The sequence below is a fragment of the Pantoea sp. MBD-2R genome, from assembly GCF_039134845.1.
GTDB lineage: Bacteria > Pseudomonadota > Gammaproteobacteria > Enterobacterales > Enterobacteriaceae > Erwinia.
The window spans coordinates 2,015,086-2,031,200 of record NZ_CP152417.1; the positions used below are offsets into that span (position 1 = coordinate 2,015,086).

General features: G+C 53.8%; 12 protein-coding genes. 6 read left to right on the forward strand and 6 right to left on the reverse strand.

The genetic code is table 11. The features are described 5' to 3' along the window. Nucleotides 1-59 precede the first annotated feature (59 nt). A complete protein-coding gene (araA, locus tag AAGQ96_RS09460; protein ID WP_342755351.1) occupies nucleotides 60-1,565 on the reverse strand; it encodes an L-arabinose isomerase in 1,506 nt (501 codons plus the stop codon). A gap of 9 nt (nucleotides 1,566-1,574) precedes the next feature. Beyond that, nucleotides 1,575-3,257, reverse strand: a complete 1,683-nt coding sequence (locus AAGQ96_RS09465) for a ribulokinase (protein ID WP_147197469.1) — start codon at nucleotides 3,255-3,257, stop codon at nucleotides 1,575-1,577. Between the two features lie 355 nt (nucleotides 3,258-3,612). Between AAGQ96_RS09465 and AAGQ96_RS09470 the strand changes: the two genes are divergently transcribed. The 5 genes from AAGQ96_RS09470 to AAGQ96_RS09490 all read left to right on the forward strand — a co-directional run bounded on the left by AAGQ96_RS09470 (nucleotide 3,613) and on the right by AAGQ96_RS09490 (nucleotide 9,236). Further along, nucleotides 3,613-4,596, forward strand: a complete 984-nt coding sequence (locus AAGQ96_RS09470; protein ID WP_147197471.1) for an arabinose ABC transporter substrate-binding protein — start codon at nucleotides 3,613-3,615, stop codon at nucleotides 4,594-4,596. Nucleotides 4,597-4,659: 63 nt separating this feature from the next. After that, nucleotides 4,660-6,183, forward strand: coding sequence for an L-arabinose ABC transporter ATP-binding protein AraG (gene araG, locus AAGQ96_RS09475; RefSeq protein ID WP_147197473.1), 1,524 nt, complete (start codon nucleotides 4,660-4,662; stop codon nucleotides 6,181-6,183). Between the two features lie 17 nt (nucleotides 6,184-6,200). Continuing rightward, entirely contained in the window at nucleotides 6,201-7,181 is a 981-nt protein-coding gene (araH, locus tag AAGQ96_RS09480; RefSeq protein ID WP_147197475.1) for an L-arabinose ABC transporter permease AraH, read from the forward strand. A gap of 9 nt (nucleotides 7,182-7,190) precedes the next feature. Beyond that, complete coding sequence (gene araC / locus AAGQ96_RS09485; RefSeq protein WP_147197477.1) at nucleotides 7,191-8,108, forward strand: arabinose operon transcriptional regulator AraC; 918 nt, start codon at nucleotides 7,191-7,193, stop codon at nucleotides 8,106-8,108. A gap of 87 nt (nucleotides 8,109-8,195) precedes the next feature. Then, nucleotides 8,196-9,236 (forward strand): oxidoreductase, encoded by a 1,041-nt coding sequence (locus AAGQ96_RS09490; RefSeq protein WP_342755352.1) that lies wholly within the window; start codon nucleotides 8,196-8,198, stop codon nucleotides 9,234-9,236. A 152-nt stretch (nucleotides 9,237-9,388) separates the two neighbouring features. Here the strand turns inward: AAGQ96_RS09490 and add are convergent, their stop codons facing one another. After that, a complete protein-coding gene (add, locus tag AAGQ96_RS09495; protein ID WP_342755353.1) occupies nucleotides 9,389-10,387 on the reverse strand; it encodes an adenosine deaminase in 999 nt (332 codons plus the stop codon). A 254-nt stretch (nucleotides 10,388-10,641) separates the two neighbouring features. Next, entirely contained in the window at nucleotides 10,642-12,156 is a 1,515-nt protein-coding gene (locus AAGQ96_RS09500) for a YdgA family protein (RefSeq protein ID WP_342755354.1), read from the reverse strand. Between the two features lie 408 nt (nucleotides 12,157-12,564). Between AAGQ96_RS09500 and fumC the strand changes: the two genes are divergently transcribed. Beyond that, nucleotides 12,565-13,962, forward strand: a complete 1,398-nt coding sequence (gene fumC, locus AAGQ96_RS09505) for a class II fumarate hydratase (protein WP_342755355.1) — start codon at nucleotides 12,565-12,567, stop codon at nucleotides 13,960-13,962. Between the two features lie 68 nt (nucleotides 13,963-14,030). Here fumC and tus read toward each other — a convergent pair whose 3' ends face one another. Further along, nucleotides 14,031-14,960, reverse strand: a complete 930-nt coding sequence (gene tus, locus AAGQ96_RS09510) for a DNA replication terminus site-binding protein (protein ID WP_342755356.1) — start codon at nucleotides 14,958-14,960, stop codon at nucleotides 14,031-14,033. A gap of 151 nt (nucleotides 14,961-15,111) precedes the next feature. Then, complete coding sequence (locus AAGQ96_RS09515) at nucleotides 15,112-15,513, reverse strand: H-NS family nucleoid-associated regulatory protein (RefSeq protein WP_147197489.1); 402 nt, start codon at nucleotides 15,511-15,513, stop codon at nucleotides 15,112-15,114. Between the last annotated feature and the right edge of the window lie 602 nt (nucleotides 15,514-16,115).

Sequence of the window (16,115 nt, forward strand, 5' to 3'; positions counted from 1 at the left end):
GAACGATGTAATAAGCGTGGCGTACCGGGACAGCCGTCGGGCGGTCCCGGTTTGAGTCATTAACGTTGATTCAGTCGATAGTAGGCTTCGTTCCAGCGCAGCGCGTCCTTAAAGCCGTGCAGCGTGGTTTCTTCATCAATGACCAGCACCTCAATGCCGTGCATTTCGCCATACTGACGCATATCCTCAACCGTCAGCGCCTGGCTGAACACCGTATGGTGCGCGCCGCCGCCCAGAATCCAGGTTTCAGAGGCGGTAGCCAGGGAAGGCTGAGCACGCCACAGCGCTCGCGCAACCGGCAGTTTCGGCAAAGGCTGGGGCTGCTCGATAGTGTCCACCGCGTTCACCAGCAGACGGAAACGATCGCCCATATCAATCACGCTGGCATTCACTGCGCGACCCGCCGGCGCAGAGAAAATCAGGCGTGCCGGATCGGCCTTGCCGCCAATGCCCAGATACTGCACGTCAATTAACGGGCGAGATTCTTTGGCGATAGAAGGGCAGACTTCAAGCATATGCGAGCCGAGCACCAGCTCGTTGCCGGGTGAAAAGTGGTAGGTATAGTCTTCCATAAATGACGTGCCGCCCGGCAGACCGGTCGCCATCACTTTGAAGATGTGCAGCAGCGCGGCGGTTTTCCAGTCGCCTTCACCGGCAAAACCGTAACCCTGCGCCATTAGTCGCTGTACTGCCAGCCCGGGCAGCTGTGTCATGCCGTGCAGCGTCTGGAAATTGGTGGTGAAGGCCATACAGCCTTCATCCTGAAGGAAGCGCTTTATGCCCAGCTCAATGCGAGCCGCATCCAGCACGTTTTGCCGCTTGTCGCCATTGGCCGCTGCCGCAGGCGTAAAGTCATACAGGCTTTCGTATTCGTCAATCAGGGCATGCAGATCGCCATCGGACACGCTGTTGATCACCTCGACCAGGTCGCCCACGCCCCAGCCGTTAACTGAATAACCAAACTGGATCTGCGCTGCAACTTTATCGCCTTCCGTCACCGCGACTTCGCGCATGTTGTCGCCAAAACGGGCAACCTTAAGCTGTGCACTGGCCTGTTTCGCCGCAGCGGCACGCATCCATTTACCAATGCGCTCCTGGGCGGTTTTATCCTGCCAGTGACCCGTTACCACGCTGTGTTGCAAACGCATACGCGCGCCGATAAAACCGAATTCACGGCCGCCGTGCGCGGTTTGGTTAAGATTCATAAAGTCCATATCCATGCTCTCCCACGGAATTTCCGCGTTGAACTGGGTATGAAATTGCAGCAGCGGCTTGTTGAGGATCGACAGGCCGCCAATCCACATTTTTGCCGGAGAGAACGTGTGCAGCCAGGTAATAATGCCCAGGCAGTCTTCGGCATGGTTGGCCTGACGGCACAGGGCCAGCGCTTCATCCGGACTTTTTACCAGCGGCTTCAGCGTCAGAGTAAACGGCAGATTACCGCCACGATTAAGCCCGTCCATCACTTGCTGTGCATGCTGTTCCACCTGACGTAACGTCTCCGCGCCGTAAAGATGCTGAGTACCGATGACAAACCAGACGTTGAGCGCGTTGAGCTGAGTCATAAAATCTCCTTAAACATTGGACAGGCGTGGGGCGAACTGCGGTTCGGCCACTTCACACCATTGAAGGTAACGCTGATAAAGTTGCTGATAGCGATCCACGCGGCTGAGGTCGGGCTGTAGCGTGGTCGCGATTGGGCTGGCCATTTTTTGCTGGGCGGCAGGGACATCGGCGTAGACACCAGCGGCAACAGCGGCAAAAATCGCGGCGCCCAGCGCACAGCACTCGTCGGAGGCCACAATATCCAGCGGACGGTTCATGACGTCACAGCAGACCTGCATAATTGCCGGGGATTTGCGGGCGATCCCGCCAAGGGTAAGCAGGTTTTCTACAGGAATATCCTGGCGCTCGAAACACTCCATAATGGCGCGTGCACCAAAAGCGGTGGCCGCAATAAAACCGCCAAACAGGGCTGGCGCATCGGTTCCCAGATTCAAATCGGTGATAACGCCTTTCAGTCGCTGATTGGCAAAAGGCGTGCGGCGTCCGTTAAACCAGTCAAGCACCACCGGCAGATGGTCCAGCTGGGGATCGGCCGCCCAGGCCTGGGTCAGTTCGTTGAGCAGGTTTTTCTGAATGCTTTCCAGATCGCCCTGAAGATGAGGATGTTTCTCTGCGGCCTGAACCAGCGGCCAGCTGAGCAGGCGGCTGAACCAGGCATACATATCACCAAACGCGGACTGTCCCGCTTCCAGACCTATCATTTGCGGCACCACGCTGCCGTTAACCTGGCCGCAGATGCCCTTGATGGCGCGTTCGCCGACGCGTTCAGGATCGGCAATCAGGATGTCGCAGGTTGAAGTGCCAATCACTTTAACCAGCGTATAAGGACCCGCACCTGCGCCAACCGCGCCCATATGACAGTCGAATGCGCCACCGGAAAGGGTCACAGTTGCAGGCAGCCCCAGGCGGGATGCCCACTCGGCGGTAATCTGGCCGACAGGGCGATCGGCAGTCCAGGTCTCGCTGAACATTGGCGTATCCAGATGCGCTGCCAGCATCGGATCCAGCGCATCCAGAAAGGCGCGATCCGGCAAACCCTGCCACTCAGGATGCCATAACGATTTGTGACCGGCGGCGCAACGGCCCCGACGGATTGCCTCCGGCGCAGTGGTGCCGCTCAGTAACGCCGGCACCCAGTCGCATAATTCAATCCAGGCCACCGCCGCTTCGCGTACTTCGCGGTCTTCGCGGCTTACGTGCAGGATTTTGGCCCAGAACCATTCTGAAGAATAAATACCGCCGATAAAGCGAGAATAATCAGCAAACTGGCCACTGTGGCACAGCGCCGTAATTTCTTCCGCTTCTTTAATGGCGGTATGATCTTTCCACAAAACGAACATCGCGTTGGGATTTTCAGCAAATTCCGGACGCAGCGCCAGTACGTTGCCATCGCGATCGATGGGGGCTGGCGTTGAGCCTGTTGAATCGACACCGATACCCACGACGTTTTCACGCTGGGCAGGGGTTAATTTAGTGACAACGTCACGAATGGCCTGTTCGAAAGCGTCAATGTAGTCCTGCGGATGGTGACGAAACTGATTGATGCGGCTCTGACAATAAAGGCCTGCTTTCCAGCGAGGATAAGCCACAACCTGGGTTTGCAACTCCTTGCCGCTGGCGCAATCTACCGCCAGCGCCCGCACTGAATCGCTGCCAAAATCCAGACCTATTGTGATGGCGTCCTTCTGCATTTTTACTCTCCGGCTAATCACTGTGTGACTACCCTAAGAAGTTACGCGTGCAGCAGTTAGGTTAGGGGCGCTGCATATATGCACTTTTCTGTCATTCGCCCGCGTTTTGTGATCCGCTTCAAAAGTTAACATTGGGTTAATTTTGCTAAATATATGGACTATTTAGCTGAATCTTCAGGCTGTGATACCGCTCTCCCTTTCTGGCCTCTCTTAACGTTAAAACTAGCGCTTACCGGCAACGGGAAAACCTCTCAGCGCCGAAACGACAGGCTTTTTAAGTTGTTAAGTTTGCTGCCCTACGATTGATACCGTTTACATCACACCGCAAAAAGCGGGAACTGAGCCGGAGAGCCTCATGCACAAATTTACTCACGCGCTGGCAGCGGTTGGCCTCGCCGCCGTTATGTCACATTCGGCTATGGCCGACACCATGAAACTGGGTTTTCTGGTCAAACAGCCGGAAGAACCCTGGTTCCAGACGGAATGGAAGTTTGCCGACAAAGCGGGCAAAGAACTGGGGTTTGAGGTGATTAAAATTGCCGTACCGGACGGGGAAAAAACCCTGAACGCTATCGACAGCCTCGCGGCCAGCGGTGCGAAGGGTTTCGTCATCTGTACGCCCGATCCGAAACTGGGCTCGGCTATTGTGGCAAAAGCCCGAAGCTACGACCTGAAGGTTATCGCGGTAGACGATCAGTTTGTTACGGCTAAAGGTAAGCCGATGGATACCGTGCCGCTGGTGATGATGGCGGCAACTAAAATCGGTGAGCGTCAGGGGCAGGAACTTTATAAGGAGATGCAGAAGCGCGGTTGGGATGCGAAAGAAACCGGCGTAATGGCGATTACCGCCGATGAGCTGGATACCGCACGTCGACGCACCAGTGGCTCAATGGAAGCGTTAAAAGCGGCAGGTTTCCCGGCGGGCCAGATCTACAAAGTCCCGACCAAATCTAACGATATCCCTGGTGCATTCGATGCCGGTAATTCACTGCTGGTACAGCACCCGGAAGTGAAGCACTGGCTGATTATCGGCATGAATGACAACACCGTGCTCGGTGGCGTACGTGCAACCGAAGGCCAGGGCTTTAAAGCGCCGGATGTGATCGGCATCGGCATCAACGGCGTCGATGCCATCAGCGAACTTTCCAAAGGCCAGGCAACCGGCTTCTTTGGATCGCTGCTGCCAAGCCCGGACGTGCACGGCTATAAGAGTATCCAGATGCTCTACAACTGGGTGAGTAAAGATGCCGAACCGGCGAAATTTACCGAAGTGACCGATGTGGTGCTGATCACCCGCGAAAACTTTAAAACCGAACTGGCCAAAAAAGGGCTGATGTAACAAGGATGGAGCCGCGAAGGCTGCGGCTCCGCATGCTGTACCGCAATGTACTCCGGAGGAATAATGAACACGCAACCCCCGTATCTGAGCTTTCACAGCATAAGTAAAACCTTTCCTGGCGTGAAGGCGCTTCAGGACATCAGTTTTGATTGCGAGGCAGGCCAGATCCACGCGCTGATGGGTGAAAACGGCGCGGGAAAATCGACGCTGCTGAAGATCCTTAGCGGCAGCTATCAGCCGACCAGCGGTGAAATCCGTCTGAAAGGCCAGCCGGTCAGCTTTACGCACACGACCGACGCGCTGGACGCGGGCGTGGCGATTATTTATCAGGAACTGCATCTGATCCCTGAGATGTCGGTGGCGGAAAATATCTATCTCGGACAGCTGCCGCAGCGGGCCGGTTTTGTTAATCGCTCGCTGCTACGTTACGAGGCGGGGCTTCAGCTGAAAAATTTAGGCATGGATATTGATCCGGATACGCCGCTGAAGTCGCTGTCGCTCGGCCAGTGGCAGATGGTGGAAATCGCTAAGGCACTGGCGAGAAATGCGAAAGTGATCGCATTTGATGAGCCAACCAGCTCGCTCTCGGCCCGTGAAATTGAACATCTGTTCCGCGTAATCCGCCAGCTGCGCGCGGAAGGCAAAGTGGTGCTGTATGTTTCGCACCGCATGGAAGAAATCTTTGCGCTCAGCGACGCCATTACCGTGTTTAAAGACGGCCGCTACGTGCGTACCTTTCACGACGTTGCGGCAACAAGCCATGATGCGCTGGTACAGGCGATGGTGGGCCGTGAAATTGGCGATATCTATGGCTATACGCCAAGAGATACCGGCGAGATCCGTTTGCAACTGGATAACGTGCAGGCCAAAGGGGTACGCATGCCGATTTCACTGACCGTTCGCGCCGGTGAAATCGTCGGGCTGTTTGGGCTGGTCGGTGCCGGACGCAGTGAATTAATGAAAGGCTTATTTGGCGCCACCCGCCTCACCGGCGGTGAAGTCCGTCTGGACGGTGAAAAGCTGGTTATCCGTGAACCGTCCGATGCGATCCGCGCCGGGCTGCTACTCTGCCCGGAAGATCGTAAAGCCGACGGTATCATCGCAGTACACTCGGTGCGCGACAATATCAATATCAGCGCCCGGCGCAACAATCTCACCGCAGGCTGTCTGATTAAAAACCAGTGGGAGCAGACTAACGCGGCCTCGCATATTCGCTCGCTGAATATCAAAACGCCAGGCGCCGATCAGCTGATCATGAACCTCTCCGGCGGTAACCAACAGAAAGCGATTTTAGGACGCTGGCTGTCGGAAGAGATGAAGGTGATCCTGCTGGATGAACCGACGCGCGGTATCGACGTCGGGGCAAAACATGAAATCTATAACCTGATTTATGCGCTGGCAGAAAAGGGCATCGCGGTGCTGTTCGCCTCCAGCGACCTGCCTGAAGTGATGGGTCTCGCCGATCGTATCCTGGTCATGCGGGAAGGCGCCATTGCCGGAGAATTGCATCATCACGAGGCCACCGAAGCGCTAACGCTGGCGCTGGCGATGCCGAAAACCACCCAACATACCGCCGTCGTGGCCTGAATCGAAGGAGCATTATAATGTCCATTACCACTTCCTCCGCGACGCCACCGACCCGTCGCGTCAACCTGAGCCGCATCTGGGATAATTTTGGCATGCTGGTGGTGTTTGCCGTGCTGTTTATCGGCTGCACGATTTTTGTACCGAACTTTGGCTCGCTGATCAATATGAAAGGCCTTGGACTGGCGATGTCGATGTCCGGCATGGTGGCCTGCGGCATGCTGTTCTGTCTGGCTTCAGGCGATTTTGATCTTTCTGTCGCCTCGGTTATCGCCTGTGCGGGCGTGACCACCGCCGTGGTCATCAATATGACTGAAAGCCTGTGGATCGGCATTGTAGCGGGCTTGCTACTGGGCGTGGCCTGCGGATTTGTTAACGGCTTTGTGATAGCGAAGCTGAAGATCAATGCGCTAATTACCACGCTGGCGACCATGCAGATTGTGCGGGGGCTGGCCTATATCTTCTCCGACGGTAAAGCCGTGGGGATAGAAGACGAGCGCTTCTTTGCGCTGGGCTATACCAACTGGCTGGGCGTACCCGCGCCGGTCTGGCTGACTATTGGCACCATGATCGTCTTTGGTTTTCTGCTCAATAAAACCACCTTTGGTCGTAATACGCTGGCGATTGGCGGCAACGAAGAGGCGGCCAGGCTGGCAGGCGTACCGGTGGTGCGCACGCGCATTATCATTTTTATCCTTTCCGGACTGGTTTCCGCTGCGGCAGGCATCATTCTCGCCTCGCGAATGACCAGCGGCCAGCCGATGACCTCGCTGGGCTATGAACTGATTGTGATCTCGGCCTGCGTGCTGGGCGGCGTGTCGCTGAAGGGCGGTATCGGCAAAATTTCCTACGTTGTTGCGGGCGTATTGATCCTTGGCACCGTGGAAAATGCGATGAATCTCTTAAATATTTCACCGTTTTCACAGTACGTGGTGCGAGGTCTGATACTGTTAGCCGCGGTGATATTTGACCGCTATAAACAAAAAGCTAAAACGGCCTGAGGAGGCGTTATGTATCATCGTCTGGCGCCGGTGGCGCAATCTAATCCGCTGTTGCCCGGCTATCCCTTCAATGCCTGGCTGGTCGCTGGCCTGACGCCGATCAATGCCGGCGATCCGCTCGATTTCTTTATTGATCGTCCCGCGGGTATGAAAGGCTACATTATTAACCTGACCACCAAAGGGCGCGGCCAGGTCTTCAGCGGTGACGATGCCTTTAACTGTGAAACAGGCGACCTGCTGCTGTTTCAGCCAAAAACCTCGCATTACTATGGCCGTTCTTCAGAAAGCGACTGCTGGCACCATCGCTGGATCTATTTTCGCCCGCGCGCCTACTGGAGCAGCTGGCTTCAGTGGCAGGATGAAAAGCAGGGTGTCGGCCGGTTACGGCTGCCGGAAAGGCTGTGGCCAGAATTTGAGCGGCTGTTCGCCACCATTGAACAAACGCATACGTCGGGCAAACGCTTTGCCGAAGAGCTGGCGATGAACTTACTGGAAAGATTGCTGCTGCGTGCGGTTGAAGAAGATCCGCGCAGTCATCAGCAGGTGCGCGATCCTCGCGTGGTAGAGGCTTGTCAGTATGTGACGAGCAATCTTGCCGGCGAGCTGAAGATCGACGAGGTGGCGAATCACGTCTGCCTTTCCCCTTCGCGGCTGGCACACTTATTTCGCGAGCAGATGGGAATTAATCTGCTGCGCTGGCGCGAAGATCAGCGTGTGATACGAGCGAAGCTGCTTTTGCAAACCACGCAGGAGCCTATTGCTACCGTCGGGCGCATTGTTGGCTACGACGATCAGCTCTATTTTTCACGCGTGTTTCGAAAAAGGGTCGGGGTCAGCCCCAGCGATTTCCGCCGCCGTTCGCTGGATGCCCATGATGCGCTGGTGGCCCGTGAAAGCTGGGACTTGCCTTTACGTGCCACTCAGTAACGATTTAGCAACAATTCAGGTTAATCCGCCTTGTTCTTACCCGGACAATCGTCTTAAATCAACCGGACTGAGACAAGAGGAATGCCAATGAACGATAAAATTCGTGTAGGGCTGGTCGGCTACGGCTTCGCCAGCAAGACCTTCCATGCGCCACTCATCAACGGCACGTCAGGGATGGAACTGGCGGCCGTTTCCAGTAGCGATGCCGCTAAAGTTCATGCCGACTGGCCTGCCGTGCAGACGGTGGCCGACGCGCAGGCGCTGTTCGACGATGCGTCAATTCAGCTCATTGTGATCCCTACGCCCAACGACACCCACTTCCCCCTGGCGAAAGCGGCGCTGAACGCAGGCAAGCATGTGGTGGTGGACAAACCCTTTACCGTCACGCTGTCACAGGCGCGTGAGCTGGAAGCGCTGGCTAAGGCAAAAGGACTGCTGCTGTCGGTATTTCATAACCGCCGCTGGGACAGCGACTTTTTAACCCTGAAGACGCTGCTGGCGCAGGGTACGCTGGGTGAAGTGCGCTATTTCGAGTCGCATTTCGACCGCTTCCGCCCGGAAGTGCGTAACCGCTGGCGCGAGCAGAAGGGCGCGGGAAGCGGCATCTGGTTCGATCTCGGCCCGCATCTTATCGATCAGGCGCTTCAGCTGTTTGGGTCGCCGGTAGCCATTAACGTCGATCTGGCTGAGCTGCGTCCTGGCGCGCAAACCACTGACTATTTCCATGCGGTGCTGACATATCCACAGCGTCGGGTGGTACTGCATGCCAGCATGCTGGCGGCGGCGGAATCGCCTCGCTATCAGGTACACGGCACGCGTGGCAGCTACGTAAAATATGGCCTCGATCCGCAGGAGGACAGCCTGAAAGCGGGCGCTCGTCTGCCGCAGGAAGAGTGGGGTTACGATATGCGTGATGGCGTGCTAACGCTGGCAAACGGTGAAGAGATGGCTGAAGAAACCTTGCTGACCACGCCCGGCAACTATCCCGCCTATTATGCCGGGATCCGCGATGCAATCAGCGGCGAAGGGCGCAACCCGGTAACGGCTGAAGAAGCCATTCAGGTTATGGAGCTGATTGAGCTTGGCCTCCAGTCCGCCGAGAAGCGTCAAACCCTGTCGCTGAAATAAGCGGTAGCGGAGCCATTGCCAACACGTTGCTGGCTCAGGGATCACGGGCTGCCGTCAAAATGCAAACAATGCCGTTTCTGGCGGCGTGTCGCGGGCCGACCCTGGCCCGCGATGCCTTGCTGGCGGCTTTGGCCAGCACAAAGCCCTGTCGGTTAAGCCGCCACTTTGGCGCGAATGGCGACTTTTTCCGCTTCGCTTAAGAACGCAATCTTTAAACCATTCTCCTGCGCGGTGCGGATCTGCTGCTGGCTTAGCCCTGCCTGGGGTGCAGCAACTTCATATTCATGCGCCAGCTCAATGCCCTGTACCGCCGGATCGTCAGTATTAATGGTTGCCAGGATACCGTGGTCCAGGAATGCGGCCAGCGGATGGTGAGCCAGGGATGACACCGTGCTGGTCTGAATATTAGAGGTCAGACAGGATTCAATCCCAATCTGCTGCGCGGCAAGATAATCCATCAGGGCAGGATCTTCGACGGCCTTCACGCCGTGACCAATACGCTCAGCACCCAGCTCACGAATGGCCTGCCAGATGCTTTCCGGGCCTGCCGCTTCACCCGCATGCACGGTGATGCGGAAACCGGCATCGCGCGCGCGGTTAAAGTGGCTGAGGAACTGACTGCCCGGGAAGCCCAGCTCGTCGCCCGCTAAATCCAGCGCGGTAATACCATCACGATGCGCCAGTAAACCTTCCAGTTCTTGCAGACAGGCGTCTTCACCAAAGGTGCGGCTCATAATGCCGGTCAGGCGCACGTCGATATCATGTTGCTGACAACCCGCACGAATGCCATCAATAACCGCTTCAACAACGCCTGCAATCGGTAAGTTATGGGTCATTGCCATATAGCCGGGTGAAAAGCGCAGTTCGGCATAGTGGATACCGGCACGGGCGGCATCCTGCACGTTTTCCAGCGCGACGCGACGGCAGGCATCCAGTGAGCCAAGCACCTTCACGCCCCAGTCGAGTTTTTGTAAAAAACTCACCAGATCGGGTTCGTTGTGCGTGACCTGCACGTGCGGACGCAGGGCTTCCAGCGTGGAAGCGGGCAGGGTGAGGTTGAATTCGCGACCTAAATCAAGAATGGTTTGAGCGCGAATATTGCCATCAAGGTGGCGATGAATATCGGTAAGGGGGATGCGGGAGTCGATCATGTCGGCGCACTCTGTTGTTAACGGTAAAGTGCATAACAGTATAAAAACATTTTGCGCAACTTCGCCAGCAAATTGCGCAACCTACTGCGTGTATGTTGTTTATTTGCGCGATGTCGCGCAGAAGATTACCCGCGGGGGAGAAGGACCATCAGGAAAAACGCACAAAGCGGCATCCATGCCGGCTCCGTATGCCCCAGAACGCGAACTGCACGTCCTGGGGGCTCCCGGCTTAAAGTCAGCCAGTCGAGGTAAGGTTATTGGGCGGGATCGGTCGGTAAAACCGTGGCGGGTGCATCGCTGCCCAGCATATAGCGGGACAGGAACTGTTCCAGCGTCATCTTCTCGCCGTTCATCGTCACCTGGCCAGTAGCATATTGCAGGCTGGCAACAATATTATTGTCTTTCTGCGTGGTCAGACGGAACATCTGGCCCATTGCCGCCACGCCTTTCACCTGCTGGTCGGCCAGTTTGGCCGCGTCTTCTTCTTTATAACCCTGCGCCATGGCGACATGCGTCATCATTTCTGTAGCCATATCCATTGAAATGGACAGCTTGCCATCCAGGGTTTTCAGTACGTTGTCAGCCGCCTGAGTCACATTTTGAGGCTGAGGCGCACCGGCTGCGGGATCTTTAAAGTGAACCGACAGGTTGAAGCTGCTCTCGCCTTTCTCATTTTTCCAGCTGAACGGGGCGATCGTGATTACCGGGCTGCCTTTTAGCAACAGCGGCAGGTTGTCGCTCATTACCTGGCTCATCCGCGCCTGATACAGCGCCGGGTTGTTTGCCACTTCCTGGTCGCTAAGAAGGGCCTGAACCTGACGGTTATAGTTCTCAGAGAAGGTTTTCATGCTGTTGGCATCAAACTGCGACAGCTTCACAGACAGCTTGCCCTGGCCGAAGTCCTGGTTCTGGATCTTCAGCGAGTTCAGGGCGTAGTCGATGTTGCCGGAAACCAGGCCTTTAACAGAATCCACCGAGGATTTGCCGTTCAGACCTTCTGCAATGAAAGCCTGCTGGCCGTTGACCGCCACGCTCAGTTTTTGCAGATCGATATTTTGATCGCCAACGCGGACGCCTTCCGGGCTTAAATGGGTGTTAGCGTTCAGCTTGAGGCCGTTAGCGGTAAACATTACCGGCATATTCAGCTGATTGCGGGTAGTCAGGACAAGGCTGTCCAGATCGCTGCTGACGTCCACTTTGTTACCGTCTTTATCGGCGCTGATATTCAGCGTGCCGCCATTCGACGCGAAACGCTCGCCGCTCTGCGCATTTTGGTAATCCAGCGGCAGCAGGGCAATTTCAGTGGCGGTTGCACCGCTATAGCCAACGCGGGTATCGGCCTGGATCACCGACTTACCTTTGGTCATTTCAAACAGCTTTTTCACCGCATCAGTATTTTCAAGCTGAGTATGAACGGAGGCCATACTTGGGATCAGGTTGAATTTTTTCAGCTGTGCGAAAGGGAAAGGACCGTGGTCGATCTTTTCAAGAAAAACGATGCTCTGTCCCGGTTTGATAACAGCGTTGTCTTCCGTCTGTGAATTGGACTGCAACACAAACCGTGCCGAGCTGCTGAACACGCCACGCTGATAATCCTGATAGCTGAGTTTCAGGCGGCTGTCAGGCGCGATATTGTTCATCTGCGCATTGGCGTTCTGCACCACCTGGTCCATGTTCTTTTCCAGTTGCTTACCGGTAAACCAGGCGGTTCCGGTCCAAATCACGCCAAGAGCGATAATTACGCCTGCCGCTATCTTTGTTTTTTTCATCTGTAAAGTCGTCCTTTTTTAAATCACCAATGCCGACAAAAAGGGCCATCCGACCCGTGTCTGACGGAGGGAAAACGCGATAAAGGCGTTTTTGTTTAATAAGTTAAATATCATAGCAACTGTGGCTTATCACGTCAGCCGCAATTACTGCATTGAAGGGTAAAGAGGTGTAATCCTTGCGGTGATGTCGCCACGCAATCCGCCAGGCTCAGCGGTCGAAAAGGCGTTGTCGGAGACCAATAACACCGTGTATTTGCTCAGAAATATAGCGTTGCAAATCGTATGGCGGGTGCAATAAAGACGATTGGGTCGCATAATGTTAAATTATTGTATGTCATACTATGCCCGCGCTAAATGCCCTGCGGGCAGAAAAAGGCTTAAACATTTCATTGTACAAAGGAGAGAGTCATGGCTGCCAACCGCATTGAAAAAGATTCAATGGGTTCCATCGAAGTTCCAGCGGATAAATTATGGGGCGCGCAAACGCAGCGTTCCCTGGAACATTTCCGCATCTCCAGCGAAAAAATGCCACCGGAGCTGGTCCACGCGCTGGCGCTGACCAAACGTGCTGCCGCCAAAGTGAACAGCGATTTAGGTCTGCTGCCCGATGAACGTTCGCAGGCTATCGTCCAGGCTGCCGATGAAGTGCTGGCAGACAAACATACCGGGGAGTTTCCGCTGGCAATCTGGCAGACCGGTTCCGGTACGCAAACCAACATGAATATGAATGAAGTGCTCGCCAATCGCGCCAGTGAAATTCTGGGCGGTGAGCGCGGCATGTCTCGTCTGGTTCACCCCAACGACGACGTGAACAAAAGCCAAAGTTCGAATGACGTTTTCCCAACGGCGATGCATGTCGCGGCTGTGGTCGCGGTAAAAGAGCATCTGATCCCGCAGCTGAAAGTGTTGCAGAAAACGCTGAATGATAAAGCCGAAGCCTTTAAAGACATTGTGAAGATCGGTCGTACGCATCTCCAGGATGCCACGCCGCTAACGCTGGGGCAGGAAATTTCTGGCTGGGTCGCCATGCTGAACCATAACCTGACGCATATTGAGCAGAGTATTCCTCATGTGGCAGAGCTGGCGCTGGGCGGTACCGCTGTCGGCACCGGGCTGAACACGCATCCTGAATATGCAGTACGCGTGGCTAAAGAGCTGGCAGAATTGACGGGCCAGCCTTTTGTGACTTCCCCGAATAAGTTTGAAGCACTGGCAACCTGTGATGCGCTGGTGCATGCGCATGGCTCGTTAAAAGGGCTTGCTGTCTCATTGATGAAGATTGCGAATGACGTTCGCTGGTTATCTTCCGGCCCACGTTGCGGCATTGGTGAAATTGCTATTCCTGAGAATGAGCCAGGCAGCTCCATTATGCCAGGTAAAGTAAATCCGACGCAGTGTGAAGCAATGACCATGCTGTGCTGCCAGGTGATGGGAAATGATGTTGCGGTGAATATGGGCGGCGCATCCGGTAATTTCGAGCTCAACGTTTACCGCCCGATGATCATTCACGATTTCCTGCAATCGGTGCGTATGCTGGCTGACGGCATGGACAGTTTTAATCATCACTGTGCGGTAGGCATTGAGCCAAATCACGATCGTATTTCCCAGCTGCTGAATGAATCACTGATGCTGGTGACGGCTTTAAATACCCATATCGGTTACGATAAAGCGGCAGAAATTGCTAAAAAGGCCCATAAAGAAGGCTTAACCCTGAAGGCTTCCGCGCTGAAGTTGGGTTATCTTTCTGAAGAAGAATTTGACAGTTGGGTACGTCCGGAAGAGATGGTTGGCAGCATGAAAGCCTAATATTCTGTAACAGAGTGAGAGAGCGGAAATCATTTCCGCTCTTTTTTTGTCTGCGTTTTATCTTCTGGTTACGACAATCTGTCGCTATAGAGATGCAGGCGGGGAATGATCAAAAAAAGCTTTTTTGCCTCAGGTTTAAAACGGTGCACAACTTTATCAGCATCATAATTTAATAACTCTCCCAGCTTGGGTACCGAAGCCGTATCGGGGCAAAGCACCAGCAATGGCGAAGGACAGGCGAACTGAGTTTGCTTCTGATCTTGCTTATTCCATACGCGAGCAATCGGTTGCACCTTTACCGGGCGTTTAATTTTCAGCCGGGCAGAGTGGGGTAATGAATTAACCGCCTCGATCTCATCCTGTAATTTTTCGGCCCATTGCTCACGCGTCCAGGGGGCGACTGCCCGTCCTGATTGCAGACTTTTATTGAGCTTTTCCAGCAGTTCCTCGCGGCTGATATTTTTAATAATATGTTTGTTTGCCCAGCCGAAACGTACCGAATCCGGCGCGTCAAGTAAGGTAATAGTCCGGTAAGCATTAAGGGTAATTAACCCCCTGAGATGGGTGTGCACAAAATCAAATCGTTCTTCACTGGGTACGCCAGATTCAACAGTGATAATTTCTTCCAGACGCTGCTTCAGGCTATTAATCTGACTAACCTGCTGGTGCAGGAGGCTGGCTTCCTGAGCGCTGGCCTGTAGACAAATAGCGCCAGGCAAACGCACGGCGGATTTTGTACTGACCGTTTCCGACTGATGCTGCATATAAAGACGACAAAAGTGAGTAATAGCCATTTGCAACGCGGTTTGTGCCAGATGTTGCTCCACGGCAATCTGCGTTAACGGATCGTTTTCGTGGCCTTTCTGAACGGGAGGCAGTTCAAACACTCGCGCAGCAAGCAGACGTCTGGCTGAGAGTTGCTCGCTTAGCGTCGCCAGGGCTTTCTCCAGCTCAGCAGCGCAGCGATGGAGATTATCTACCGCATCATAACGATTCATAGGTGCACCCTTAGTTACAACATACTGATGAGTATAACGCGATTAGTGGAAATAAACAGCTCAGGAGAGGGGGAATATAAAAAGTAAAAGGGGGGAGTTTAAGGAACGTAATAAAGAAGACGCCACGCTGAAGATTCAGCGTGGCTGAAGATTAGATCAGGAAATCTTCCAGTTTTTTACCTTGATCCAGCGCCTGCTTAATCACCGCAGGAGTACGACCCTGGCCGGTCCAGGATTTGGTTTCGCCGTTTTCGTCGGTGTACTGATATTTGGCCGGACGTGGAGCACGTTTAGCGCGAGATTTACCCGTCGTATTTTCAGCAGAGGTCAGTTCGCTTAAATCGATACCGTCGTCCAGAAGCATCTGGCGATATTTAGCCAGTTTCTCTTCTTTTTCTTTGATTTCAGAAGCGATAGCGGCTTCTGCATCACGACGTTCGTTAACAACCGCTTCAAGTTTTTCCAGCATCTCTTCCAGCTCAGATAAAGAAACTTCACGAGCCTGTGCACGAAGGGTTCGAATGTTATTTAATACTTTCAGAGTTTCGCTCATAAAGGAATCCGTAGCGTTAAGTGGTTTAAAAAATAGTGGTGTATGTACGACAAACAGTGTACATACAAATCTCTAAGTTAAAAACACCTGAATGGAAAAAAGTCTCTTTATTTACCTGCTTTTTCATTTTTTTTGCAAATTAGCGCAAACAGGAAAGCAATATATTATCCCTTGATAAGAAAATTCCTGGTGAAAGTGACGGTAAAAAAAACGGAAATGTGCAGTACGTTGCTCGAGTAATGGCCATAATTGCAGCGCATTATCCCTCTGGAATTATAACGAATTAGCCTGCTTACCGTTAGCATGCTGGCATACGTAACAGAATGCGTGCTGGACATATAGTCGAATTTAAAGCGTTGTAAACCTGAATATAGGAAATTTTTGAGGGAATAACTCATCGGATTTGTTGCTGTTGCGTTATGGCAATCCGAGGTTATTGCTGGATATCGAGTGCTTAACCGACGGAAATATTTTTTGTCAAAGCATTAAATGTGAAAAAAGATATTCCTTATCTGAAATTAGTTACAACATACTTTTTGTTAGTTTTTCATTAAGTCGCTGCAATATTGTGCACAAAGAGGATTAAGAGAGGCGATAATACA